This is a genomic window from Rossellomorea sp. LJF3 (assembly GCF_037046045.1).
In the GTDB taxonomy this organism is placed as follows: Bacteria; Bacillota; Bacilli; order Bacillales; family Bacillaceae_B; genus Rossellomorea.
On record NZ_JBANLY010000005.1, the window covers coordinates 1 to 25,003 of the forward strand.

Sequence of the window (25,003 nt, forward strand, 5' to 3'; positions counted from 1 at the left end):
GGGAGCAAGCTCCCATCAATCCGCTCGACTTGCATGTATTAGGCACGCCGCCAGCGTTCGTCCTGAGCCAGGATCAAACTCTCCGATAAAAGTTTGAATAGCTCTTTAAAAATAAATCTAGAATTAACGTTGACGTATTGTCTTGTTTTGTTCAGTTTTCAAGGTTCAATGTTTATCGCTCGTCCAAGAAGCGACTTTATTAATATATCATGTTTTGCACTTTCGCGTCAACAACTTTTTTCATTTGTTTTTCGTTAATGTTGTTTGCTGTATCAGCGACGTTTATTAATATAACACGCTGTTAATGCTATTGCAATATATTTTTAAGGAAAACTTAAAAATATATTTAATCTCGCGCATGTTCTGATAAACGGATATTCCCCATATACATGAGTACTACGCATTCTGAAAGGGGATTTTCCAGACATGCTTACAACCGTTGCACTATATCTATCTTTCATTATGGCCGTGTATTTATTTGCGTATTCTTATGTACAGGCCCTTAAGATATGTGAAAGTACTGCTCCTGTAAGGGGACTGACCTTCATTTTTTCCGTTGTCATGGCATTTGTATTTTCCGGGTTTACATACGTATTTTCTTAAGTCCGATGCCATCAAAAAGACTAAGGGGCCCTCGCTCCTTAGTCTTTTTGATTGAGGTCCAACAGCAACCCCTTTCCCGGTGCCGTTCATTTCCTATTGTCAGTGTTTCTTCCTTTATCAGTGCAGGATTATATTTATGGTAAAAGTATTTAGACGGGTTCTCTTTCAACACCCAAATCCACATCGAGTTGAAACCCATGTTCCGGAGCTCTCCCCTGGCGATCTCAAATAACGCCTTCCCAATGCCCTTCCCTTGATGATCTTTCAACAGATAGATGGCGTACAACTCTCCTTCACATTTACCAGTACGCTCTTTTCCAAATGAAACAAAGCCGAGGATTTCCCCTTCATCCGATTCACATACATACGTATGATGAGAATCGGATAGAATTCTGATCCATCTTTCTTCTCTTTCGACTAATGATAAAGACTCCAGGTAATCTTCTGAGACGATTCCCCGGTAGGTGGTCCTCCAGCTATGCACATGTACGTAAGCGAGCTTCCCAGCGTCTTGTAACTCTGCCTTTCTATAGTGCATCCGTCTTCACCTCACTGGCTTGGGTAAGCTTTTTCAGTTTTCTTTCTTCTATTAAGAAAAGGGTCACACCGGTCATAATGACCATGCCGCCCAGCACCTGAGTCATCAGCACTTTTTCCCCTAACAACCAATAGGCCAGAAGGGATGCACCGATTGGTTCAAAGAGGATGGCCATGGAGATCGTCGAGGTACTTAACCACTTCAGGGACCAATTAAACAATGTATGGCCGAGTAGAGTCGGGATGATGGCAAGAAGAATGAAATAAATCCAATCTTCCTTCGGGTAAGGTCCCAGGCTTTCCGATTGAATAAAGACATAGAGCAATAATACGATAGAGCTTATGACATAAACGAGGTACGTATAGGTCATTAGAGACAGCCGCTTTCTGATTGTCTGCCCGAATAAGAGGTATCCCGTGATAAGGGCGCATGCAATCAAAGCCAATATATCTCCCCAAAGAGCGCTTCCGCTTATCCGGAAGTCGCCCCAGCTGATGATGAAGCTCCCTGCAACGGCTAAGACAGCGGATAATAAAGCCTTTGCCGTTAACTTCTCCTGAAAGAACAGGTACGCACCGATAAAAGCAAATAACGGTTGCAGTGTGACAAGCACGGTGGAACTTGCGACCGAGGTGTAGTGCAGGGATTCAAACCAAAGGATGAAATGAAACGCCAGGAATACACCGGCTAAAATCGAAAACATCCAATCTCTCAGAGTAATAAGTTTCAATTCCTTCACATACTTTAAGAAAAATACCGGGGACATAAGAAGAACGGTGAAAAATAGCCGGTAAAATGCCAAAATGCCTGAGGGCGCACTCGATACCTTCACTAAGATGGCAGAGGTAGAAACGGAGATGACTCCGATAGCAAGTATAAGGTATGGATTCACTTTCGCATCCGACATGACAGACCTCCTGATATAAGTTGTTCATTGCTCTATTTTATAATCAGACGAATGGAATTACTACATGAATTTTTTGCAGTCTGGAAGGATTGGAGGGGGATGGATGGAGCTATTAGATACGACATTCTTGATAAAACTCGGTGTTTCAGCCGTATTGGGATTGATCATAGGTCTTGAGAGGGAATTAAAGAGAAAGCCTGTAGGACTGAAGACGTCCCTTGTCATATGTATTGTGAGTTGTTTATTGACGATTGTGTCCATGGAATCCGCCTATCTTTCTGAAGGATCGGACAAAGTGAATATCACTATGGACCCGCTTCGATTAGCCGCTCAGATTGTTTCGGGTATCGGCTTCCTCGGAGCAGGTGTCATCCTTCGCAAAGGGAACGATAGTATTTCAGGTTTGACCACTGCCGCGATGATTTGGGGGGCAGCAGGAATAGGGATAGCCGTCGGTGCAGGCTTTTATTTCGAAGCAACTGCAGGGGTCATCCTTTTGATCGTATCCGTAGAAGTGGTCCCGGTCATCATTACTTACTTAGGCCCAAAACGTCTGAGGGAAAAAGAATTGTCCCTTCGCGCTACGATAGCCGAGAAGAAGGAGATCAAGTCGATCATTGAGAAAATCAAAGCCGAAGAAATCACCATTGAAAATATCCGGATCAAAGACTTAAAGAATCAGCACCATCTATTAGAATTAAAAATCATTGTCGATTTCAGGAAAAAGACGGTAGACATTTACTACACCATTTCAGAGATAGAAGGAATCAAGGATGTAGAGATTGAGAGCTTATAAACGCAAGAAAGAACGAGGGAAAATCCCCTCGTTCTTTTATTTGTCCTTCTCTATTTTACAGGTTTCTTCAAGAAGCCTACCATCAGCGCTGTGATGACGGACCCGATCAGAACCGCCAGTAGATATAAGAACGGATTTCCTTCCACTACAGGGAAGACGAATAATCCTCCATGAGGTGCTGGTAAACCGATCCCGAAGAACATGGTCAGCGCCCCTGCGATCGCAGATCCCGTCACAATCGAAGGAATGACACGGAAGGGATCCGCTGCTGCAAATGGAATCGCTCCTTCTGTGATAAAGGAAGCGCCCATAAAGTAAGCTGCAATACCCGCTTTCCGCTCATTATCATTGAACTTCTTCTTAAATAATGTTGTAGCCAAGGCAAGTCCTAATGGAGGAACCATCCCTCCTGCCATGATGGCCGCATGGGGAGCCAGGTTACCGCCTTCTATCATGGCGATACCAAATGTAAAGGCCGCTTTATTGATGGGACCTCCCATGTCAACAGCCATCATTCCACCCAGGATCAACCCAAGCAATATCAAGTTCCCTGTTCCCAAGCCGTCAAGCCAGTTCTGTATACCTGTATTGACGGCACTAAGGGGTTCAACCAGGAACTGAAGCATGATCACACCTGTAATGAAAATACCAAGTAACGGATAAATGAGTACCGGCTTGATTCCTTCCAGTGCGGAAGGAAAATTCTTCGTTAAACGTTTGATTCCAAGTACGACATAACCGGCTAAGAAACCGGCAATGATTCCGCCTAAGAATCCACTTTGACCCGTTGCCGCAATCAATCCGCCCACCATACCAGGGGCAAATCCCGGTCTGTCGGCAATACTCATAGCAATGAATCCTGCAAGGACTGGAACCATCAGGTAAAAGGCATTGCCTCCACCGATCGTATTCAAGATCGCTGCAAACTCATTGTACTCGGGAGAATCAGGGTTCGCTGACTGGATGCCGAATAAGAATGAGATGGCAATCAGGATCCCTCCCCCTACCACAAATGGAAGCATGTTGGATACACCATTCATAAGATGCTTATAGAATCCTGATTTTTGCTTTTTCTCAGAGCCCTTGTCGGAATCTTTCTCCTGCTCCCCCCCTTTATATACCGGAGCATCCTGTGTCATGGCTTGATTCAATAGTTCTTCAGGGCGTCTGATCGCTTCGGCCACCGGGACTTCGATGACGTGTTTTCCTTTGAACCGGTTCATTTCCACTTTTGTGTCAGCTGCGACAATGATGGCTACGGCACTTTCAATGTCCTCTTGTGTCAGGACGTTCTTCGCCCCTCCTGAACCATTCGTCTCTACCTTCAGGTTCACATCCATCGTTTTCGCCTTAGCCTTTAAAGCGTCGGCTGCCATATACGTATGAGCGATCCCTGTGGGACATGCCGTTACGGCAAGGATTTTCCCACCCGGAGCAGACGTTTCAACCGTTGTCTCTTCTTCTTCCTCACCATCATGGGCATTGATGATTTCCAATACCTCTTCTTTTGTACCCGCGTTCAACAGTGCTTTCCGGACGTCCATATCCATCAGCATGGACGATAGGCGACTGAGCGCTTCTAAATGGGTTTGATTCGCTCCTTCAGTCGCAGCAATCATGAAGAACAAATGAGCTGGTTCGCCATCAAGAGATTCATAATCAACACCCTCTTCTGATTTACCGAAGGCAATCGCAGGTGATTTCACAGCGGATGTTTTCGCATGGGGAATCGCAATCCCTTCCCCGATCCCCGTTGTACTCTGTGCTTCCCGATTAAGGATTGCTTTCTTGAATTCATCACGGTCCTGCAATTTACCACTTTGATCCAAAACGGATACCAACTCGTCTATGACTCCGTTTTTCGAATGAGAAGACACATGAAGCTGAATTGTATCTTTTGTCAGTAATTCCGTTATTCTCATTTTGAATTCCCCCTCTATATGTTTGTAATCTGAATGTCTTCGAATAAACTATCCACGTGTTCAGATGAACAGAGACCAATGGAATAGGCAGTCGCCGATCCGGCTGAGGTACCCAAGCGGAACGAATCCTTCACGCTCCATCCCCTCGACAGGCCGGCAAGGAATCCGGCGACCGTTGAATCCCCTGCACCGACCGAGCTTTTCAATTCCCCTTTAGGTACAGAAGAATAAAACACCTTATCATCAGTCAGCAGTAGTGCACCTTTTTCAGCCATGGATACCATCACGTTTTCCACACCGGTATTTTTGAGTTTCTTTCCGTAATGTACTCCTTTTTCGATAGAGTCGATCTCTACATCAAACATTTCCCCGAGCTCATGATGATTCGGCTTGATGAGGAATGGCTTTAAAGGCAGGACGGGTTCGATCAATTTTTTCTCAGCATCAATGATCACTTTCGTCCCTTGCTTTTGACACTGCGCGGCAATCTCCTGATAAAATGTTTTCGGAACCGAACCAGGTATGCTTCCTGCAAGCACAATCATGTCATCTGCCGTCAAGGAAGAAATTTGCTCGAGGAGCTCCCGGATATGCTTATCGCTGATGGAAGGGCCGCTTCCGTTTATTTCGGTCTCATCATCCGCCTTCACTTTGACGTTTATGCGAGAGGCTTCCTTTACCCCGACAAACTCTGTTCTGATATTCTCTTGGTTCAAAAATTGTTTAATGTACTCCCCCGTATATCCCCCTGCAAATCCAAGAGCCACACTATCCACGTTCAATATGTGTAAAACGCGGGAAACATTGATTCCCTTCCCACCTGGAAAGGCACTTTCTGCATTGCTTCGGTTAAGACCGCCCTTATGAAAGGAGTCGAGTTCCATAATGTAATCCACGGAAGGGTTCAGTGTTAATGTATAAATCATGTTGTCACAACCTTTATCGTAGTTTGATTCTTCATCGCCGAATCATGTTCTTCATCCAAATTGTTCGTGATGATCACCGCTTTGTCGAGATCGACTATTTTACTGAAAGCAATCTCTCCAAATTTCGAATCGTCGGCAAGAAACATCGCTTCTCTTGATAACTCGATGGCCATGCGCTTCACCTGGGCCTCTTCAGGATCAGGCGTGGTGAATCCATATTGTGCATGCACGCCGTTTGCCCCCATAAATGCTTTATCAAACCGGTATTGACGAATGGAATCCAACGCCCCACTACCGACCATCGCTCTCGTTACGGGCTTGACGTGCCCACCGATCATATAGGTTTTGATTCCCTTCTGAAGCAGGGCTTCCACATGGGTCAATCCATTCGTGACGACGACAATATCTTTTTCAGGAAGATAATCGATCAAACTCAAGGTCGTCGTACCGGCATCAAGATAGATGCAATCCCCTTCTTCCACCAGAGAGGCTGCGTAACGGCCGATTACCTGTTTCTCATGAAGGCTTTTGGATGATTTTTCAGAAACGCTCAATTCCTTCAATTTCCCCTGCAGCTTTGACGCCCCGCCATGGACCCTTTTCAGGAACTTTTCCTGTTCAAGCTGTGTTAAGTCCCTGCGAATCGTTGACTCTGAAGCATTCGTTGCATCCACGATATCCTGGATCTTAATCGCATCCTTCTCCTTCAATAAGTCTAAAATGACTCGATGACGTTCCTCGGTTAACATGGTCTCTCCTACCTTCTCCGATCGTTTGTTACCTTTATTATAATGATAACGGTTACAAAAATCAATCATTTTTAATCAAAAACAATCATAACCAATCAAAATTCATTCAGAAGTGAGCATTGGTTAGTGAGCGGGGTTTTGGTTTGCATGTTAAATTCGACTATATATTTGACAGGCAAAATCGTCGGTGTTTTCTCCTGTTGAAATCCTTCCACTTTTCAGCTGCTGATTTTCAACAAATAATCAGCAGCTGAACGAACCACCCCTCCCCACAACAAAAAAACCAGCCCCTTCACCATCATGGTGAAAGGACTGGCTTACTATTCCCGAATTACTCGTGAGATTCTTCGTGAGAAGCTTCAGGATTTTCTGTGCTTTTCGGATTCGGGTTTATATATTGATAATCTGAACGATCGATTTGTTTATAGCCTTCTGGCTTGTAGAAACGAAGCAAGTCTTCGTAAACTACTTTATCTGAAAGCTCGAGACGCTTTGTAGCTTCTTTAGACGCTTCTTCACATGCGTTGCTTTCTTCTTCTACAGGTTGACCCGTTTCGTTATCATAGCATACTCCTTTGATATCAGAGTACTCAGGTGTGATGACGTCACCATTACGGAACGGTACGATTTGTTTACGATCTTTGGACAGTAAGTCCTGACCGAAACTGATGAAGTCCTTGTTATCCACACCAAGAAGGTTGAATACTGTTTCACGGACATCCACTTGACCACCGTATGTGTGGTTGACTTCACCTTTTACTCCTGGAGCAATGATGAATAAAGGAACACGTTGAAGCTGAGCATTTTTGAAATCTGTGATTTCTTCGCCTGTGACTTGTTCCATTGCTCGATTGTGGTTTTCAGAAATACCATAGTGATCACCGTAAAGGACGATGACGGTATCATCATATAGTCCACTTTCTTTCAGATCATTAAAGAATTGTTCCAATGCAGAATCCATATAATGAGCCGTTTGGAAATAGCGGTTCACTACTCCATCGCCATATTGACCCGGTTCAAAGTCTGTATCATTCTCATGACGATCGAACGGGAAGTGGTTCGATAGTGAAATGAATTTCGCATAGAACGGCTGTGGTAATTTTTCAAGCATCGGCATGGATTCTTCAAAGAACGGCTTATCCTTTAATCCATAAGGAAGCTGTTCTTCCGGTTTACTCATATCATAATACGTTGCATCGTAGAATTCATCATATCCCATCGTACGATACATTTCAGACCGGTTCCAGAACGTTTTATAGTTTCCGTGGAACGCAGCTGAAGTATATCCTTCACCTTTTAAGATTCCAGGTGCTGATTGTAACGTGTTATTGGCGTTCGTCATGAAAACGGCACCCTGTGGTAAACCGAATAATCCATTTTCCATGATGAACTCGGCATCGGAAGTCTTACCTTGACCCGTCTGGTGGAAGAAGTTATCGAAATAGATCGCATCTTCTTTTTCCACTAGGGAGTTAAGGAATGGTGTTACTTCTTGCCCATCGATTTCTTTCCCGATCACAAAGTTTTGCAGGGATTCCATCGATACATAAATGACGTTTTTCCCTTTTGCTTTACCGTAATAGTCAGGGTTCGGATCCACTTTATTTGCTTTCACATAGTTCTCTACTTCTGATACTTCATTGCTGTCTGCCAGGGCACGCTTGGCAGATGTCTTAGAGTTCTGGATCACATCATAAATCGTAAAGTTGTGAGTACCAAGATACTTCACAAGATAGTTACGGTCAAAGCTTCGTGTCAATAGTTCCGGACGGTCGATCTCTGCAAGGCCAAGGTTCAATAAGAACACAAGGACTGCTGATGTCATGACCGCGAATACTGAACGGAAGCGTAATTTTTCCTGTGGTTTCACTTTCTTCATAATCATCAGTCCGATGATAATGAACAGGTCAGAGAAGTACAGGATATCGATAGGACTCAATAGTTCCAGTGCACTTCCGCCAAGTCCGTTATTCGTCTTCGCCTGAAGTAATACCGGAACTGTAATGAAGTCATTAAAGAAACGATAGTAGACGACGTTGGCATAAAGGACAAAGGACATCAGGAAGTTAATGACGATGAATGCAATATACCGTCCCTTTCCTTTCCAGAATAATGCCAGAGCAAAGAATAGGAGCGCTGAACTTAATGGGTTAAAAAATAAAAGAAAATGCTGAAGCGCATTTTGTATTCCGAGATTGAATTCAGCTAAATATACCGCGTAGGTCTTGATCCAAAATAATACGACGACTGTAAAGAAGAACGATAACTTCCCAGTGCGCATATCTTCAAACTGTCTTTTAAAGAAGTTCATACTTCATCACCTTTTTTAAATGTATTTAATTTGTAGCACTTATAAACGTAAATTGATTAAGAAATTGTTAAGCGAATGTAAATCCAATCGAATCAACAACGAGTATTATAACAAAAATTGATTTCATGTGTATAACAATTTGCGGTAAATGTATCAAAAATATTTCATGGGGATTCGACAAACGCTGCTGATTACGGTGCAGAATCCCTATTTGACAAGGGTTGAGGAATTTTGAACAAGAAGTGAACGGACCATATATTCCCACTATGGTGGTTGAATATACTACCAATGTTAAAAATATCCGTGTTTTGTTTGCTCAGTGTAAACTAATTCCCCATAAATCTTTACGTAAAACATAAATGTCCGATGAAATTATTACCAGTAAGTTAAGTGCATTCCCCTTTATTATGCTCCACCCTTACATATTTACCTTTTGAAAATCGGATTTATCGAGCTCTTTCACTTTGATTTCCGTCGATTGGCGGTAGGCCGCTTTGAATTTCTTTTTATAGTAGGATTGTCCGCTCGTTGCCTGGACATATCCTTCGATCATGAACGAAACCGATAGCATTGTTGCAGAAAAAAACAGGATCGGCGTCAACGGGATCCACGGTGCCCCTTGTAGATAACGGAAGGAATCGCCTATCAGGCCGGACCATTCATACGTAATCGATCTTGGCGGGTCATGTACCATCTGATAGTCCACGTCTGTTCCACCCAGGAATAAGGTGAGCAGCCCCAGATGTATGAAGATGACAAGTGTTTGCATGAATTGCTGCCCCAGTAAAATCACGAGCTTTTCTTTCATGGAAGGTAAGATATGCTTAAAGATGATCCTCCACTTCCCTGCACCCAGTGTTTTCGCACTCAAGATGAATTCCTGCCTGTACACTAAAGACACTTCATTTCCCAGGAGCGCAGACAGGATCGGGACGATAAGGAAGGTTAATATGAGAATTTCAATGATGAACCGCTCCACGATGGAAGTGGAAAATCCTTCGAACGGTTCCCAAAGGACCGGCTCCAGCAAAAAATACGCAAGAATCGTCAAAGGGATGTAGTGGAAGGAATCGATCCAGTCATTGACGTACTTCTTGTACTTCATCAAAAAGGTTCCCAGTATCAAACCGAGGGGAATCGATAAAAATACCCGTAAGAAGGCAATCACAAAGGCCGTTAAGATTGTATATTTGGCCCCGATGATAATTTTACCGAGCATGTCAAGGCCCTGGGCGTCGGTTCCGAATGGAAATAACCACTTCGGTGAAATAGGCGAAGATTCCACGACCACTCCTTCTACAGAGATAAAATACAATCTTCTGACCTCATTCCCCCATACAAATGAATATATGAAGCTTGACGCAATCATGACAAAAATAAAGGTGAATCCAATAAGAAAGAACGGGTTTCTCCATACGCTTTTCTTCATATTAAATTTCCTCCCCCTTGTTGGCTTTTTTAGAGAGAATCATTTCTCCCACCGTATAAAAGACAAACAGAGGAATGAAAATCGAAAGAATGGCGATGGTAAACATCTTCGGCTGTAACGTCGACTTCAGGAAACGTGTAATCCCGGCGATATTGAACAAAAGCTCGAGGACGAATAAATTCGACAGCATGAACCATACCGTTTTCTTTGATTGAAAAAAAACGGAGATGACGGCATTCCTTAATATATGGAATGTTAAAATCACCAGTTTCCCCAAACCGATTGATTGAGCCAGTGTCACATAGTCTTTTCCTTCTTCCCTTTCAAACGAAAGGATTGAAATCCTGAACAGCTGGACCGTCGGCAAAACCGCCAACACAAGGATAGGAAGAAGATACGCCTTTTCCGTCGCCACGGAAGCAATTTCAAACAACAGGATGCCTGTCTGCTTATACAGGAAGAGAACAAGAAGCTGAGAAAGCAAGATGACCAGAACATCCGGTATCGATTCGAATAGATATAGGAAGAATTTGATTCGATTTCGTTTTTTTTGTGAAAACAGCATGGTGAAGATCGTGAGGAGGATGCTTAAGACGCTTGCGAGAAGAAAAGCGGAAAATAAAATGATCAGTGAATAGAAGATCGGCTCCCATAAATAAGGAAACAGGGCACGTTCCTGCTCTCCACCGATTACTTTATATGTTAAATCCCCGGCGTGAAACAGGGCATATACGATTTCTTTTACCGATTGCCAGTACGCCTGCAATCTCAATTCCCGCTCGTCAATACCCGAAAGGAGGACGGGCAGGCCACCTATAAAAATGATCCCTATGATCGATAATAGGAATTTCACTACTATGCCACCTATAAATTTCAACACTCTGTCCTCCGGTTTAATTGTTACTTTTAATAGTATCATAGAAATGGAGGTTATATACATTTTTTCCCTATTTCTTTAAATCTGTCAAAAAAATGACCGGAGCCCCTAAATGGTCTCCGGTCCTATTACAATCAGATTTTGGACAATTCATTCAACACAAATGTTTCGACCACTTCTGCTACTCCGTCTTCCATATTGGAAGCTGTAACGTAATCCGCCTTCTCCTTAATGTCATCCGGGGCGTTACCCATGGCGACTCCGAGGCCGGCAAATTCAATCATGGTCAGATCATTGTAGCTGTCCCCGATGGCAATGACTTCCTCGGGCTTGATTCCCATTGGTTTGATCAGATAGTCAAGGCTTGCTCCCTTTGTGACACCCAGCTGGGTGAATTCCAGGAAGAATGGCTTTGAACGCATCACGCTGAGTTCACCATCAAGCTCGGCCTGGAGCTTTTTCTCCACTTCCGCCAGATGATCGGCTTCTTTCAGCATAAGAGCTTTCACGACCGGTCCTTTGATCGCTTCCTTAAAATCCGGAACGACCTTCACCGGCAGGCCAGTCAGGTCACTTTCTATGGAAGCGAATGGATTCGTTTCTTCTACTATAATGGCGTCTTCTGCATAGGTCAGAATACCTACATCTTCACGCTTACTTATATCATATAAGGAATGAGCCGTTTCAGCTGTAAGGGTTCTGCTGTATTTCTCTTCATTTGTCTTGCAGTCTATGATTTTCGATCCGTTGAAAGGTAGAATGTAGCTTCCGTAATGCTCAAGTTTCAATTCTTCCGCAATCCAACGCATTCCCTGGGTTGGACGTCCAGATGCAAGGACAACTTTCACTCCGGCTTCCTGTGCCTGTATGAGTGCGTCTTTCGTGCGTGCTGAAATTGTTTGGTCGTCCCGTAATAATGTATCATCTAAATCAAGTACAATCATTTTATAGCTCATAAAGAACATCCTTTCAGGAAATCCAATTTTATATTATCTTACTATAACATCTACATTCATAATGAAAAAGAAAATAGACCGCCAGAATGACAGTCTATTTCAAGTTTACATGTTTCAGATCCCACTTTCTAATGGTAAAAACAGCCTGATGTGACGTTTCAAACCGGACCGTATCATTGTTTGGTGATGGGTAGAATCGGGCTGTAAATGTTTCCTCTCCTTCATTGACGAATACTTCAATGGAAGATGTGTCGACAAATACCCTTAGTGAATTTAGTTGCTTCACTGAACATTGACGCTTCTCGACCACTCCATTCACATAGCTTTTACGCTCAAGAGTCACGGTCTGTTCCCCTGAAGAATAAACAAATCTGATTCCATCACCGACCGTTAAATCAAACCAGCCTTCAGTCATAGACAGATCCGTTATCTCCATCTCAAATGCTTTTCCCTTCACAGCATTAAGCACGCGGGTTTCTCTATTTAATTCCACATTGACCTGGATGGCTGGTCCGACTCTTAAATCCTCCATTTCTTCAAGAGGAACCTGCCTCACCTTACCGTCCACAAGTTTCAGTTCCCGGGGGAGAGTCATGGTATGAAGCCATTTATGTTCAATGGTGGGATGATCCTGATCGTTTTGATCAGGTACACTCATCCAGGCAAACAGGATACGTCTGCCTTTGTCGTCCAATGTCGTTTGAGGTGCATAGAAGTCGAACCCCCTGTCCAATTCTTCAAACTCCCCATGTTCGAATGTACCTGTTGCTGAATCGAATTGTCCGGCCACATAGCCTGCCTGATATACATTCTGATACTTCATGCCGGAAGCCTCGATCCCCTGGGGTGAGAAGATAAGGATATCACGCTCTCCTAACGGAAACAGGTCGGGGCATTCAAACATATAACCGAAGTCAGCAAGCCTGCCTTCTCCCCCTCCTGTCAGGACACCTTGATAGTCCCAATTCTCGAGGTCATCCGACCGGAACAATGCGACGGCACCTTTTAGCTCCCGTGTCTGGGCACCGACCACCATAAAGAAGGCTCCATCCTGTTCCCACACTTTCGGATCGCGGAAATGGGCCGTAAATCCGTCCGGCAGATGAACGACAGGTCCTCTTTTGTCAAAATGAAGGCTTTCTTCTGAAATCGCCAGGCACTGATACGTTTCCCGGTTTCCTTCTTCGTCCTTTACATTCCCTGTATAGTAGGCATAGATTTTCCCATCGTGTTCGATGGCGCTGCCTGAGTAACAGCCGTTTTTTTCATACCATTCTGATGGGGTGAGGGCGATTTCTTCATGGGTCCAATTAACAAAATCGTTTGAAGAGTAATGTCCCCAGAACTTTGCCCCGTGTCCTGTCTTGAAGGGCATCCATTGATAGTACACATGGTACGTGCCTTTGAATTGGATGAACCCGTTTGGATCATTTAATAAGCCAACTGGAGGCATGAGGTGATAATGGAGGCGGTATGGATCTTTCTCTACCACATCCTTATGCTTTTCCATTTCTTCATAGGCTGCTCTTCGCAGCTGTTCATCCCTTGACATCACACTTCCCCCTTTTTCAGATGAAGGCTGACTTCCTCCAGGGAGGGAAGGGCCGTCATCGCTCCTTTGGTGGAGGCAGCAAGTGCCCCTGACACGGAAGCAAACCTGGCCATGCCGGCTGCTTCTGCAATAGATAGTGACTCTATGCTTCCCTTATATTCATGAAGTGAGTATAGAATCCCCGAGACGAACGCATCGCCGGCTCCTGTGGTATCCACGGCTTTCACCTTCATGGCCGGAACATATTGTCGATCATCCCCTACGCATACATAACTTCCTTCTGCTCCCATCGTGATGATCAAGAATGGGATATGATAGGATGTCAGCTTCCTGATCCCGGCTTCAATCTCTTTTTCTCCTGTAATGAATTCGAGTTCTTCCTCGGACATCTTCACAACATCACTTTCCGAAAGCATACTTTTGATTGTATCTCGGGCGTTTTCTTCGGAATCCCATAATCCCAATCGTAAATTCGGATCATACGACACCAATAAACCATTCTCTTTCGCGACTGTTACCGCATGATGCGTCGCTTCCTTTGACGGAGAGCTGATCATGGAAATCGAACCAAAGTGAAGGATCCTATGGGAAAGGAAATCCTCTTCGTCTATCTCTTCCACTTCAAGGAATCGGTCGGCGCTCGGGTCGATATAAAAGTCGAAACTGCGCTCGCCGCCTTCTCCATTTGTGACAAAAACGACTCCTGTACGAACGTCAGGAGTCAGAAGCATGTGATGGGTCCTGACCCCATAATCCTGAAGGGTTTCTTTCAGGAACCTCCCCAATACATCGTTACCCACTTTCCCGAGGAAAGTAGATTTTGCACCTAACCTAGCCAGTCCGACGGCTACATTGGCAGGAGCTCCTCCGGGACTTTTTTGAAAAGTACTATTGTTTTCGTCCAGCGGGATGAAGTCGATCAATGCTTCTCCCAACGAAATGATTCCCTCTTTCATATCTGGTTCCTCCTTGTTTCATCTAGGCTTATCTTAAATATAGCAAATCCTTACCAGTCAAGGTGACCGGTAAGGAAGAGTAGTCCTCATTATTTTGTTTCTTCCTTCCAGCCAAGCAGTAATGTGGCAATGAAGGCACCTGCCACTGCGATGACAAATCCGATTCCATAATTAAGCGGATCCTGGGCAATGGCAAACATCGGAATACCAGTGAGTCCGATTCCATTCGCCATCACATGGGTGAATACGACGTACGCGCCACCAAGTGCACCACCGATTGCCGCTCCGATAAATGGTCGACGATGCTTTAAATTCACTCCGAAGATGGCCGGTTCTGTAATTCCAAGGAAAGCAGATACCGCTGCAGGTACAGCGATCTCCTTCGTTTTCTTGTTTTTCGTTCTGAAGAAGACAGCCAGTGTCGCCCCACCCTGAGCAACGTTAGCCATGGCCCAGATCGGAAGCAAGTAGTTCCCGCCGATATTTGATAACAGCTCAGCTTCGATGGCATGGAAGCTGTGATGTACGCCGGTCAATACAATGGTTGAATATAATCCACCGAAGATAAGTCCAGCGATCGGACCCGCAGTATTGTAGACAACATCCAGGACCGTTGTGATTCCATTACCAAGAACTCGTCCAAGTGGGCCCACGATAAGCAAGGCCGTAAAACCTGTAAAGATAACGGTTAAGAAAGGTGTAACCAGTAAGTCAACGGCATTTGGCACCACTTTGCGTAATCCCTTTTCAACCTTTGCCATCACATAAACCGTTAATAATACTGGAATGACTGTTCCCTGATACCCGAGCATTTCAACACCGAATCCGAAGAAATCAAGTGTGGACGGCTGTGCATCTGCAAGCCCCCAGGGGTTGAGTAATGCAGGGTGGGTCATAATTCCCCCGATGACCGCACCTAAGTAACCATTTGCGCCAAATTCCTTCGCGGCACTCATCCCGATCAGGATTGGCAGAATGATAAACGCTGCAGAAGAAAACATATCGAGCATGACGAATAGACCGCTTTCAGGATCCACCCATTCATACGTTTTCATGAGGCCAAGTAACCCCATCAACATACCAGCCGCTACGATGGCCGGGATGATCGGAACAAAAATATTAGAAAGTGTACGGGCAAAACGGGCGAACGGGTTCATCTTCCGTTTCGCTGCATCACTATGTGTCTCACCTGTTGGTGACTTTTCATCAATCGCAGCGCCGACAAGCGGTGCAAAATGTTCAAATACTTTGTTTACATTCCCGGTCCCGAAGATGACCTGGAACTGTCCGGAGCTTGAGAATGCCCCCTTCACCCCATCTAATTCCTCGATGGCGCTCTTTTGTACCTGACTTTCGTCATCGATGACGAGTCGCAGACGTGTCGCACAATGCGTGGCGCTCACTACATTATTTTTACCGCCCAATAAAGGGACAAGCTGTTCAGCCACTTCACGATAATTCATTAAGAATCCCTCCTGTTTTTTTAAAGAAAATCAATAAAAAAAGACCCAGTACCCTTAAGAAGATAGAGGTAGGTCAAAGAGAGACGCTTACCGTTATCGTCTTAAAGATTCTAGGTCTTGCCTGCATGATCAGTAACAATCCTACTGTATGAAATTAACTTGAGTTCATTCTACAAGATGAAAGCGATACCGTCAACCCATTCACTTTAACAAACGCTGAATATGAAGAGCGATATACGCGACCTCAGATGGCGGGAACTGAATGCCGTATTCTTCCTCCAGGTACCCGGCAATTTGTTCAGAACATTCATACGCCTGCACGTACTTCAATTGAATGAGGTCAAGCATATCCTCATCAATTGGATCAAATTGGTCCCCCTGTTCGATCCTGTCCAAAGCAAAACGGAGGTGGGTAATCAACCGTTGATAGTTGATGCTCGACTCCTCTACCTCTATGGACAAGATGGATTCTACCTGTTCCACAAAATCTCTCAAGATCGTTGCCTGCTTCAACGATTCACTCATGGACGGTGCATCCATCTTCGCCGTATGGATGTGGAGGGCGATGTGAGCTGCCTCATCATCGGGGATTTCAATGCCCAGTTTTTCGTTGATTTCCGCCTTTGCCCATAAACCCACTTCATACTCTTTTTTATAAAGCAGCTTGATTTCGTTCAACAACTTATTTTGAATGGGGATCCCCTGTTGAAGCCTTTCCAATGCAAATGAAAGGTGATCCGTCAAAGCGATATGGATATGATCGCTTAAAGGTGCATTCAGATGACCTTCTGCATAGCTAATGATGTTTTCAGCGATTTCAATATGCTCCTCCGGTAAGGTAGCGAGGAGCTGCTGGAATTTCTCTGATGATTGCTCATGAAGGACAAAAATCTTCTCAATTTTATTCTTTGGGATGATATCATTCCTCTTTTTCTGAAAGGCAATCCCACTTCCCATCACAATCTTCTCCTGGGGTCCATCCACCACTACGACAGCATTGTTGTTCAGTATTTTAAAAATGCGCATACCTATCCTCCGTACGGTTCATTACCCTTATGTTACACGAGTTGAAGGATAGATAACAAGATAAGTGTGGCGATACAACATTTTCTTGATACATGGTATGCTGAAAGAAAAACGGAAAGCGGGAACAGAATGATACCTACATATTTTAAAAAAATCCAGGAAATACTTCACGTGGTGCAAACGGAAGAAGGAGACAAAATGGCCATTCTTGCCCAGCGCATTTCTTCCTGCATCCAACAAGACGGCATCATCCACCTTTTCGGGTGCGGCCACTCTCACATCCTCTCTGAAGAGGTGTTCTACAGGGCAGGTGGACTGGTTCCGATCAACCCGATTTTGATCGAGCCCCTCATGCTTCACGAAGGCGCCGTACGCTCTTCTCAATTAGAAAAAGCGGAAGGGTATGCGTCTGAGTTCATGAGTGGTCAGGACATCCAGCCTCAAGACGTGGTGATCGTTCTCTCCACCTCAGGAAAGAACCCTGTCCCTATCGACGTGGCCCTTTATGCAAAGGAAAACAGTACCTATGTCGCTTCCATCAGTTCCTTTGACTATGTTGAAAAAGAAACATCCAGGCACCCGAGCGGGAAATTCCTTAGTGAAGTGGTGGATCTTGCCATTAACAACCACTCCGTCGTAGGGGACGCTGTTATGACCCACGAACGGGTGGCGGTTCCATTTTCACCTTCATCAACCGTCATCGGAGCTGCAATTTTGAATAACATCATGGCCGGTGCCATCGAACATATGGCGGATAAAGGATATAAGCCGCCTATCTTCATAAGTGGAAACGTGGACGGTGCGGGTGATCATAACGAAAAGCTGATCGAGAAGTACCGAATGCGGATCCCCCTTTTAACAAAAGGACTGTAATCATAAAAGGAGCAGGAACCCTATCATCATGGGTTCCTGCTCTTTTTTCACATTCTGTCCAGGTTGATCTTAAACTTATATTTATCCGCCCGATAAACGGATCGTACCAATTCAAAAGGGGTTCCATCTTCCAGGAATGAATCCCGTTGGATGAAGAGCACCGGCTCCCCGCTTTTCACCTTGAGATGCTTCGTATCCGCTTCTGTCACAAGAGCTGCTTCCACCGATTGGGTGGCATGACTGATGTGAAGGTTCAACTCTCTTTCGATATAATGGTACAGGGATTTCTCCAATATTTCCTGATTCAATCCAGGAAGCAGCCTGACGGGTATATAACTCGCCTCCAAGGCCATCGGTTCGCCGTTTGCAAGGCGGATCCGCTTCATCGTATACACAAGTTCTTCTTCCTCCAGAGAAAGAAGCTCCCGAATATCCTCCGATGCCGGAGAAATTTCGAAATGCAATAATTTATTGCCTGGCTCGAGTCCCCTGCTTTTCATATCTTCGCTAAAGCTTGTCAGTCCTTGGAGGCTTTGTTCGATTTTCCGATGGGAGACGAATGTGCCCCGCCCTTTTTCTCTATATAAGACATTCTTATTCACCAGATTGGTAATCGCCTGTCTAACGGTCATCCTGCTGATTTTAAATGACTCAGCAAGCTCCCGTTCCGATGGCAGGGCGTCCCCCGGTTTTAGCTCTTCAGACTGTATTAAATGGTTAAGGTGTTCTTCTAACTGATAATACAAAGGAAGAGGAGAATTTTTATTAACCACGAACGGTTCTCCTTTCGATCTAACGGGTTTTATTTTATTATATCTGGCATGTGTATAACAGACAACGATGCGATGAGGGCAGACTGTGTACACAACCTGCCCTTTCCATTTATTTCAGCTTTCTCAGCTCGTCTGCGACAAATTCTACATCCGTTCCTACAATGACTTGAAGGTTCCGATTATTCACCTTCATCACACCTTTCGCCCCGTGAGCTTTTAACGCTTTTTCGTCTACCAGTGTGACATCATTGATTTCGAGACGTAATCGTGTGGCACAGTTATCAATGACAGCCAGATTTTCTTTACCACCCAGATCTTTAAGGAAGTGAGAAGCCATGATTTCGTACTTACCATTCCCGCCTGAACCTTTATCCGGTGCCACCACATCTTCATCATCTTCACGACCCGGAGTCTTCAAATTGAACTTCTTGATCAAGAAAGTGAAGAGGAGGAAGTAGATGATCCCGTAAAGGATCCCGACTCCGAGTAGCAGCCAAGGTTTCTGACCGATACTGAAATTAAGGATGTAATCAAAGGCACCCGCCGAGAAACCGAATCCATGATGAATGCCAAGTACATAGGTAACGACCATAGAGCTCGCTGTCAGGACAGCGTGAATCCCGTAAAGGACAGGAGATAAGAACATGAAGCTGAATTCGATCGGCTCAGTGATCCCTGTTAAAAAAGAAGTGACGGCGAGTCCGATTAACATCCCTGCTACATTGGCACGCAGATGTTTTTTTGCTGTCACGATCATGGCAAGACACGCTGCCGGAAGACCGAACATCATGATCGGGAAGAAGCCGGTTTGGAACGTTCCGGCTGTAGGATCTCCTGCGAAGAAGCGGGGAATATCCCCTTTCACGACTTCACCCGCTGCATCTTTGAATGTACCGAATTCAAACCAGACAAGGGTATTCAATACATGATGCAGTCCAACCGGAATCAGGAGACGATTCAGCAGGCCGAACACACCCACTCCCGTCGCACCTGCACCGATGATCCATTCACCGATGGAATTGATTCCGCTCTGGATCGGTGGCCAGATGATACCGAAGATCCCTGCGAGTACAACCATGGATGCAGCCGTCACAATGGGAACGAAGCGTCTGCCTCCAAAAAATCCGAGCCATGCCGGAAGTTTAATATCATTGTAACGGTTATATAATAAGCCTGCCACGACTCCGGATATAATCCCTCCGAAAATCGCCATATTGGAATCGGGATCCAGGGCTTTTAAACCGCCCGTCAGTACCAAATAACCAATAGCACCAGCCAATCCGGCTGTACCATTTCCATCTTTCGAAAATCCGATCGCCACACCGATCGCAAAGATTAAAGCTAAATTTTTAAATATGGCATCTCCTGCTTCAGACATGAACGCGATACCCAATAGATCATCCTGACCCAGGCGCAGCAATAAGGCAGCTGCCGGCAGGACCGCGATGGGAAGCATGAGCGATTTACCGATTCGTTGTAAGAAACCTAACATACTATTCTCTCCTTTTATTTCATTTCATTTGAAAGCGCTTAGGAAAAATAATATCACTAAAAAGGAATAGATGTCTATACCAATTAATTCATGAGGACTTATTGCTTTATAGATTTAAATAGGTTCCCCGGTTAACTTTACATTTGAAATATTCATTCAACCCTCAAACTGGTATAGACATCTATACTTACTGATGGTATTGTAGAATGGTAAAGTACACAAGGAGTGATTTCAATGAACTCAAATATAGAAAAACTGCTGATACTGAATGGAACGATCTATGCAGAAAATACAGTGTATGAAAAAGGCTATATCAAAATAGAAAATGGCATGATCACCGAAATGGGTGAACGCTCCCGTTTAACCGATACAGAAGATTATAAAGTGATTTCCCTTCCCCATGGGTATAGTGTGGTCCCGGGAATGATAGATATTCATATCCATGGCGTAAATGGAGCCGATACCATGGATGCGACCAGGGAAGCCCTAGATACGATGACCGGGACTCTTCCGAAAGAAGGAACCACGAGCTTCCTTGCCACAACCATGACAGAAGGATCCGATTCAATCGAAAAAGCATTGAAAAATACCGCAGATTATATGGCCAATTATCAAAGAGGCGGTCAGGCGGAAATTCTCGGACTTCACCTGGAAGGACCGTTCATCAATCCTGACCGGGCTGGCGCACAGCCTCTCGACCGGATCCAAAAGCCGAGCGTCGACACATTTAAACGCTGGCAGACACTCTCTCAGAACCAAATAAAATTAGTCACCCTCGCCCCCGAGCTTGATGAGGATCATAAATTGATCTCTTACTTAAAAGAAAACGGGATCATCTCTTCAGTGGGCCACTCCAGTGCAACCTTCGATGAAGTCGGGGAAGCCATCGACGCCGGCTTGTCCCATGTGACCCATTTGTTTAATCAAATGTCAGGCCTTCATCATCGCGAGCCCGGAATTGTCGGGGCATCCTTCCTGCGACAGGAACTGATGGTGGAATTGATTACAGACGGCATCCACGTCCGCCCTGAAGTGATTCAACTGGCTTTCAATCAGATCACAGATGAACGCTTGATCCTTATCACCGATTCCATGAGGGCGAAATGTCTGAAGAATGGTCAGTATGATCTAGGCGGTCAGATGGTGACGGTCAAGGACGGCAGGGCCCTATTAGATGAAGACACATTGGCAGGAAGCGTCCTGAAAATGAAGGATGCCTTTTCAAATATCCAATCATTCACTACAGGTGATATGAGAAGTGCGATCAAAATGACCGCAGAAAATCCCGCCAAACAATTAAACATCTTTGACCGGAAAGGAAGCCTTGCCCTCCGGAAAGATGCAGACATCGTCCTATTGGATGAAAACAAAGACGTATTCACAACGATATGCAAAGGAAAAATAGCCTATACCCGAGAGGATGACACTCATGAAACTAATTGAAGTAAAAGACTATCAGGAAATGAGTCAAGTCGCTGCAGACTATCTATTATCCAAAGTGAAAACATCTGGAAATCTGACCCTGGGACTGGCCACAGGGGGTACCCCAAAAGGGCTTTACGAGGCACTGATAGAAGACCATGAGCAAAACGGGACGTCTTATCGACATGTATCTTCCTTCAATCTGGACGAATACATCGGACTACCCCGTCAACACCCGAACAGCTACTATCAATACATGAATGAGAACCTATTCAGACACATTGATATCGATTCGGAAAACACCTATATCCCTTCAGGAGATGCAGCCGACCCCGAAAAAGAATCCAATGCGTATGATGAAAAAATCCGTTCCCACGGCGGCATCGACATCCAGGTACTGGGGATCGGCAGCAACGGGCATATCGGATTTAACGAACCCGGCACTTCTTTTGACACCAGCACTCATGTCGTGGAACTTGCCCAATCAACCCGCGAGGCTAATGCCCGTTATTTTGATTCAATCAATGAAGTACCGACACATGCGATAACGATGGGAATCGCTTCAATCATGAAAAGCAGGGAAATTCTCCTCCTTGTTTCAGGCGAAGCGAAACAGGAAGCACTAAAAAAATTAGTAGAGGGCTCTATTTCCGAAAGCTTCCCTGCTTCCATCCTGAATAACCATGACCATGTAACGGTAATCGCTGATGAAGAAGCTTTCGCCCTCGTAAAAGGGTTGGAATTAGCGAATAAAGATGTGAAGTGACGAATGAAAGCCGGGGCATATCCGAAAAGCGGCGGCGAGGCACCCGCCGCCACTTTTCCATTGATAAAAAATAATTTAAAAAAAGCATTGACGAACACTCTGAACTTTCTTATAATAAATCTTGACCGAATCACGGGGCATTAGCTCAGCTGGGAGAGCGTTTGGCTGGCAGCCAAAAGGTCAGCGGTTCGATCCCGCTATGCTCCATACCGAAAAAAAGATGGGGAATCTTGCATACAAGATTCCCCATCTTTTTTTGTTCCATACATTTGTTGATAGCGTAATTCATTCAAAATGGGCATTACTTAACAAGTGGAATAAACTCAAACTTAGTGATTACAAGTTCTGCTTCCTTCTGATTCAATGGTGGCCTTCCTCCAAATAACCATAAATTAATGTCTACTTTTTCGTTTTTGGTATTAGGAATATCGCTTTCTCTATAGGTCCATTCCTTGATTCGGTACCTTTCTATCGGACTTGGTAATTTTGAATAGTGTCCATGGAGGGAAAGGAATTTAATGGCGGATGGAGTCCATGAAAAACTATGGGTTGAATAGTTTCCGCTAAGCTTCGTTTGAAATTGGATTATATTCCCTGATTTAGTATAGGGCTGAACGACGTATTGAGAATTCGGCCCCTTTGGATATCCCCATTTCGAAAATTCAATGTCAATTTCCCGATAATTATTTGCAACAGCATCTGAAGAAGTACCATCATATGTGAATAATCCTAAAATTATATTAGGATCCAATAAATCCGGTCGTCCATCCACAAAGAATCGGTACGTTCCATATCCAAGAGTTTTTGTGTTATATATCTCAGCACAATACCACTTATTATTCCTTTTTGTGATTTTTAAGTGTAGTCTCCCCGCACTGTCTACCCATACATTTTCAGTACTACCTGAAAAGTAATTTGGCCCTGGCCCCCATTTGTTGGTAGAAGAATTCTTCACATTCCATGTGTAGCCACTCCATTTAATGGTTCTATTAATCAATTTCATTCCTCCGATAGATTTAAATTTCTAATATATTCTATGTACTATTTTTCATAAAGTAGGTAAATTGGTCCATAAAATGAAAAAATAATTCTAAAAAAAAGAAAAATTATTAGGTTTATAGACCTGTGACGATGGGTAGTAGATAAAAAGTAAATTTATGGATAAAATGGTGCATTATAAAATTTTCAAAAAGGAGACTGATATGAGACACACGAAACCACTTTTGATCTTATCTTCTCTGTTCTTCCTTTTAGCAGGATGTCAGGATCAAGCAGAAGACGTTTCCACCAATAAGAAAAACGCCCAGGAACCGGGCAAATCCATTACAGCTTCTAAGGAAGCGGATCCATCAAGCATCACACCAGAAGAATGGATCAACCAGGAGGCAGGTGACCTCTATCAACAATACATAGAAAATAAGAACGGGTCCAAAGATCCGGAAGCGTATAAAAAAGCTTCCGGAAACGCCGTGGATGAATACGTGGAGGATGTCCGACAGAAAGAAACGGATAAATGGAATGAAGAAAAGTGGACCCAGTCCATTCTCACAAGCCTCCAAACCGGTTACGGGGAAATTGCCTCTGAGCTTGAAAACTATGAGGTCGTGTATGAGGAAATGAAGCTTCCAGATGGTAGACTTCTACAGGATGTCCCGATGGATGAAATCACCGAGAAAGAAGACAAAAAGGTGAATGTCGCCTTGTTGATCGATTCGAGCGGGAGTATGAAAGCCGACGTGGGTGGCGAAAGCAAGATGTCCCTTGCCAAGGATAGCCTGGAAAGTCTTGCAAAGGAGCTGCCCGAATCCGTGAATGTTTCCCTGATCGCATTTGGACATGAGGGAACAGGCAGTGATGCGGATAAAAAGATGTCGTGCAAGGCAGTCGAGTCTATCTATCCTCTTCAACCGTATGATGAGGGTGCCTTCTCGGAATCACTGACAAAATTTAATCCCAAGGGCTGGACCCCACTGGCATCAAGCATCGAATTGGCCAACGAACAACTTACTTCCCATAGTGACGAAAAGACGGAGAACTTCATATATGTCGTGAGCGATGGAATCGAAACCTGTGATGGGGATCCGGTGGCCGCTGCCAAAAAGGTGAAGGCGGACAATACCAATGTCAAAATCAACATCATCGGATTCGATGTGGACTCAGAAGCCGACGGGCAATTGAAGAAGGTGGCAGAGGCCGGTGGCGGAGAGTACTCCTCCGTGAAAACGAAACAACAATTGTCTGAAATTGAAAATGTGTGGAAAGAAGTCATCAATAAAAATACGTGGAGATGGTGGGTGGTCAACCGGTTCAGTGACAATGTTTGGACGACAGTCGATCATTATAATGCTTTGAGGGATATCGTCTCTTCTTATCAAACAATGATTTCGAATGAAGAAAACAGGATGATCCAGACACTCAATCGCCTGGAAAAAGAGAAGCTCATTGATTCAGAGAAACGCTCTGCCATATCTTCTCTCCTCGATGACCGTCAAGAGAAAATCAGGAACTACCTGAATGACCTGGAATCAACGAAGCACGAAGAAGTGAAAAACGTTTCTGATGAGCTCGATAAACGATTGGATGAGATTAAAAAGCAGGTTGGGATATAAACTGAGGGCCGGTCATATGACCGGTCTCTTTTCCCTGATGATTTGATTGACTTTTCT

At 44.5% G+C, this 25,003-nt stretch carries 21 protein-coding genes, 1 tRNA gene and 1 rRNA gene; 6 read left to right on the forward strand and 17 right to left on the reverse strand.

Annotation, left to right across the window (positions count from 1 at the left end):
- The 3 genes from V8G47_RS06785 to V8G47_RS06795 all read right to left on the reverse strand — a co-directional run.
- A 16S ribosomal RNA gene (locus V8G47_RS06785) occupies nt 1-89 on the reverse strand; the annotation flags it as partial.
- A 494-nt stretch (nt 90-583) separates the two neighbouring features.
- Nucleotides 584-1,141: a GNAT family N-acetyltransferase gene (locus V8G47_RS06790; protein WP_336199452.1), complete on the reverse strand. Its 558-nt coding sequence runs from the start codon at nt 1,139-1,141 to the stop codon at nt 584-586.
- Nucleotides 1,131-2,048 (reverse strand): DMT family transporter, encoded by a 918-nt coding sequence (locus V8G47_RS06795; protein ID WP_224522095.1) that lies wholly within the window; start codon nt 2,046-2,048, stop codon nt 1,131-1,133. The genes V8G47_RS06790 and V8G47_RS06795 overlap by 11 nt, the downstream gene beginning before the upstream one ends.
- 103 nt (nt 2,049-2,151) lie before the next feature.
- Between V8G47_RS06795 and V8G47_RS06800 the strand changes: the two genes are divergently transcribed.
- The gene (locus V8G47_RS06800) at nt 2,152-2,844 is read left to right on the forward strand and encodes an MgtC/SapB family protein (RefSeq protein ID WP_159362634.1); all 693 of its coding nucleotides are present in this window, start codon (nt 2,152-2,154) and stop codon (nt 2,842-2,844) included.
- Nucleotides 2,845-2,894: 50 nt separating this feature from the next.
- Here V8G47_RS06800 and V8G47_RS06805 read toward each other — a convergent pair whose 3' ends face one another.
- The 11 genes from V8G47_RS06805 to V8G47_RS06855 all read right to left on the reverse strand — a co-directional run bounded on the left by V8G47_RS06805 (nt 2,895) and on the right by V8G47_RS06855 (nt 17,011).
- Nucleotides 2,895-4,766, reverse strand: coding sequence for a PTS fructose transporter subunit IIABC (locus tag V8G47_RS06805; protein WP_336199453.1), 1,872 nt, complete (start codon nt 4,764-4,766; stop codon nt 2,895-2,897).
- Between the two features lie 14 nt (nt 4,767-4,780).
- On the reverse strand, nt 4,781-5,692 hold the full coding sequence (gene pfkB, locus V8G47_RS06810) for a 1-phosphofructokinase (protein ID WP_336199454.1): 912 nt from the start codon (nt 5,690-5,692) through the stop codon (nt 4,781-4,783).
- Nucleotides 5,689-6,441, reverse strand: a complete 753-nt coding sequence (locus V8G47_RS06815) for a DeoR/GlpR family DNA-binding transcription regulator (protein WP_336199617.1) — start codon at nt 6,439-6,441, stop codon at nt 5,689-5,691. Before V8G47_RS06815 ends, pfkB begins: the two co-directional genes overlap by 4 nt.
- 331 nt (nt 6,442-6,772) lie before the next feature.
- Entirely contained in the window at nt 6,773-8,752 is a 1,980-nt protein-coding gene (locus tag V8G47_RS06820; RefSeq protein ID WP_336199455.1) for an LTA synthase family protein, read from the reverse strand.
- Between the two features lie 418 nt (nt 8,753-9,170).
- Nucleotides 9,171-10,181, reverse strand: coding sequence for an ABC transporter permease (locus tag V8G47_RS06825; RefSeq protein WP_336199456.1), 1,011 nt, complete (start codon nt 10,179-10,181; stop codon nt 9,171-9,173).
- A gap of 1 nt (nt 10,182) precedes the next feature.
- Complete coding sequence (locus V8G47_RS06830; RefSeq protein ID WP_336199457.1) at nt 10,183-11,100, reverse strand: ABC transporter permease subunit; 918 nt, start codon at nt 11,098-11,100, stop codon at nt 10,183-10,185.
- 92 nt (nt 11,101-11,192) lie between these two features.
- Nucleotides 11,193-12,014: a Cof-type HAD-IIB family hydrolase gene (locus V8G47_RS06835; RefSeq protein WP_336199458.1), complete on the reverse strand. Its 822-nt coding sequence runs from the start codon at nt 12,012-12,014 to the stop codon at nt 11,193-11,195.
- A 94-nt stretch (nt 12,015-12,108) separates the two neighbouring features.
- Nucleotides 12,109-13,566 (reverse strand): sucrose-6-phosphate hydrolase, encoded by a 1,458-nt coding sequence (locus V8G47_RS06840; protein WP_336199459.1) that lies wholly within the window; start codon nt 13,564-13,566, stop codon nt 12,109-12,111.
- Entirely contained in the window at nt 13,566-14,522 is a 957-nt protein-coding gene (locus V8G47_RS06845) for an aminoimidazole riboside kinase (protein WP_336199460.1), read from the reverse strand. The genes V8G47_RS06840 and V8G47_RS06845 overlap by 1 nt, the downstream gene beginning before the upstream one ends.
- 89 nt (nt 14,523-14,611) lie before the next feature.
- Nucleotides 14,612-15,985 (reverse strand): sucrose-specific PTS transporter subunit IIBC, encoded by a 1,374-nt coding sequence (locus V8G47_RS06850; RefSeq protein ID WP_336199461.1) that lies wholly within the window; start codon nt 15,983-15,985, stop codon nt 14,612-14,614.
- 201 nt (nt 15,986-16,186) lie between these two features.
- Nucleotides 16,187-17,011 carry a PRD domain-containing protein gene (locus V8G47_RS06855; RefSeq protein ID WP_336199462.1) on the reverse strand — a complete coding sequence of 275 codons (825 nt, stop codon included), beginning with the start codon at nt 17,009-17,011 and terminating at the stop codon, nt 16,187-16,189.
- Between the two features lie 129 nt (nt 17,012-17,140).
- On the opposite strand from V8G47_RS06855, the gene V8G47_RS06860 reads away from it, so the two are divergent.
- Nucleotides 17,141-17,884 carry an SIS domain-containing protein gene (locus V8G47_RS06860; protein ID WP_336199618.1) on the forward strand — a complete coding sequence of 248 codons (744 nt, stop codon included), beginning with the start codon at nt 17,141-17,143 and terminating at the stop codon, nt 17,882-17,884.
- 47 nt (nt 17,885-17,931) lie between these two features.
- On the opposite strand, the gene V8G47_RS06865 is transcribed toward V8G47_RS06860, so the two are convergent.
- Together V8G47_RS06865 and nagE are read right to left on the reverse strand one after the other, a co-directional pair.
- Nucleotides 17,932-18,657: a GntR family transcriptional regulator gene (locus V8G47_RS06865; protein WP_336199463.1), complete on the reverse strand. Its 726-nt coding sequence runs from the start codon at nt 18,655-18,657 to the stop codon at nt 17,932-17,934.
- A 109-nt stretch (nt 18,658-18,766) separates the two neighbouring features.
- Nucleotides 18,767-20,149: an N-acetylglucosamine-specific PTS transporter subunit IIBC gene (nagE, locus tag V8G47_RS06870; protein WP_261749810.1), complete on the reverse strand. Its 1,383-nt coding sequence runs from the start codon at nt 20,147-20,149 to the stop codon at nt 18,767-18,769.
- Between the two features lie 234 nt (nt 20,150-20,383).
- On the opposite strand from nagE, the gene nagA reads away from it, so the two are divergent.
- The 3 genes from nagA (at nt 20,384) to V8G47_RS06885 (ending at nt 22,544) form a co-directional block, all read left to right on the forward strand.
- Nucleotides 20,384-21,592 carry an N-acetylglucosamine-6-phosphate deacetylase gene (gene nagA, locus V8G47_RS06875; RefSeq protein ID WP_336199464.1) on the forward strand — a complete coding sequence of 403 codons (1,209 nt, stop codon included), beginning with the start codon at nt 20,384-20,386 and terminating at the stop codon, nt 21,590-21,592.
- On the forward strand, nt 21,579-22,337 hold the full coding sequence (gene nagB / locus V8G47_RS06880) for a glucosamine-6-phosphate deaminase (protein ID WP_336199465.1): 759 nt from the start codon (nt 21,579-21,581) through the stop codon (nt 22,335-22,337). Before nagA ends, nagB begins: the two co-directional genes overlap by 14 nt.
- Nucleotides 22,338-22,471: 134 nt before the next feature.
- Nucleotides 22,472-22,544 (forward strand) — tRNA-Ala (locus V8G47_RS06885).
- A 94-nt stretch (nt 22,545-22,638) separates the two neighbouring features.
- Here V8G47_RS06885 and V8G47_RS06890 read toward each other — a convergent pair.
- Complete coding sequence (locus V8G47_RS06890; RefSeq protein WP_336199466.1) at nt 22,639-23,334, reverse strand: glycoside hydrolase family 16 protein; 696 nt, start codon at nt 23,332-23,334, stop codon at nt 22,639-22,641.
- A 205-nt stretch (nt 23,335-23,539) separates the two neighbouring features.
- Between V8G47_RS06890 and V8G47_RS06895 the strand changes: the two genes are divergently transcribed.
- Nucleotides 23,540-24,946, forward strand: coding sequence for a vWA domain-containing protein (locus tag V8G47_RS06895; RefSeq protein ID WP_336199467.1), 1,407 nt, complete (start codon nt 23,540-23,542; stop codon nt 24,944-24,946).
- Nucleotides 24,947-25,003 lie beyond the last annotated feature (57 nt).

Bases quoted from the DNA above. Each gene is read 5' to 3' on its own strand.
- V8G47_RS06790 (WP_336199452.1), bottom strand. From the start codon at position 1,141: ATGCACTATAGAAAGGCAGAGTTACAAGACGCTGGGAAGCTCGCTTAC.
- V8G47_RS06795 (WP_224522095.1), bottom strand. From the start codon at position 2,048: ATGTCGGATGCGAAAGTGAATCCATACCTTATACTTGCTATCGGAGTC.
- V8G47_RS06800 (WP_159362634.1), top strand. From the start codon at position 2,152: ATGGAGCTATTAGATACGACATTCTTGATAAAACTCGGTGTTTCAGCC.
- V8G47_RS06805 (WP_336199453.1), bottom strand. From the start codon at position 4,766: ATGAGAATAACGGAATTACTGACAAAAGATACAATTCAGCTTCATGTG.
- pfkB (WP_336199454.1), bottom strand. From the start codon at position 5,692: ATGATTTATACATTAACACTGAACCCTTCCGTGGATTACATTATGGAA.
- V8G47_RS06815 (WP_336199617.1), bottom strand. From the start codon at position 6,441: ATGTTAACCGAGGAACGTCATCGAGTCATTTTAGACTTATTGAAGGAG.
- V8G47_RS06820 (WP_336199455.1), bottom strand. From the start codon at position 8,752: ATGAACTTCTTTAAAAGACAGTTTGAAGATATGCGCACTGGGAAGTTA.
- V8G47_RS06825 (WP_336199456.1), bottom strand. From the start codon at position 10,181: ATGAAGAAAAGCGTATGGAGAAACCCGTTCTTTCTTATTGGATTCACC.
- V8G47_RS06830 (WP_336199457.1), bottom strand. From the start codon at position 11,100: ATGATACTATTAAAAGTAACAATTAAACCGGAGGACAGAGTGTTGAAA.
- V8G47_RS06835 (WP_336199458.1), bottom strand. From the start codon at position 12,014: ATGAGCTATAAAATGATTGTACTTGATTTAGATGATACATTATTACGG.
- V8G47_RS06840 (WP_336199459.1), bottom strand. From the start codon at position 13,566: ATGTCAAGGGATGAACAGCTGCGAAGAGCAGCCTATGAAGAAATGGAA.
- V8G47_RS06845 (WP_336199460.1), bottom strand. From the start codon at position 14,522: ATGAAAGAGGGAATCATTTCGTTGGGAGAAGCATTGATCGACTTCATC.
- V8G47_RS06850 (WP_336199461.1), bottom strand. From the start codon at position 15,985: ATGAATTATCGTGAAGTGGCTGAACAGCTTGTCCCTTTATTGGGCGGT.
- V8G47_RS06855 (WP_336199462.1), bottom strand. From the start codon at position 17,011: ATGCGCATTTTTAAAATACTGAACAACAATGCTGTCGTAGTGGTGGAT.
- V8G47_RS06860 (WP_336199618.1), top strand. From the start codon at position 17,141: ATGATACCTACATATTTTAAAAAAATCCAGGAAATACTTCACGTGGTG.
- nagE (WP_261749810.1), bottom strand. From the start codon at position 20,149: ATGTTAGGTTTCTTACAACGAATCGGTAAATCGCTCATGCTTCCCATC.
- nagA (WP_336199464.1), top strand. From the start codon at position 20,384: ATGAACTCAAATATAGAAAAACTGCTGATACTGAATGGAACGATCTAT.
- nagB (WP_336199465.1), top strand. From the start codon at position 21,579: ATGAAACTAATTGAAGTAAAAGACTATCAGGAAATGAGTCAAGTCGCT.
- V8G47_RS06895 (WP_336199467.1), top strand. From the start codon at position 23,540: ATGAGACACACGAAACCACTTTTGATCTTATCTTCTCTGTTCTTCCTT.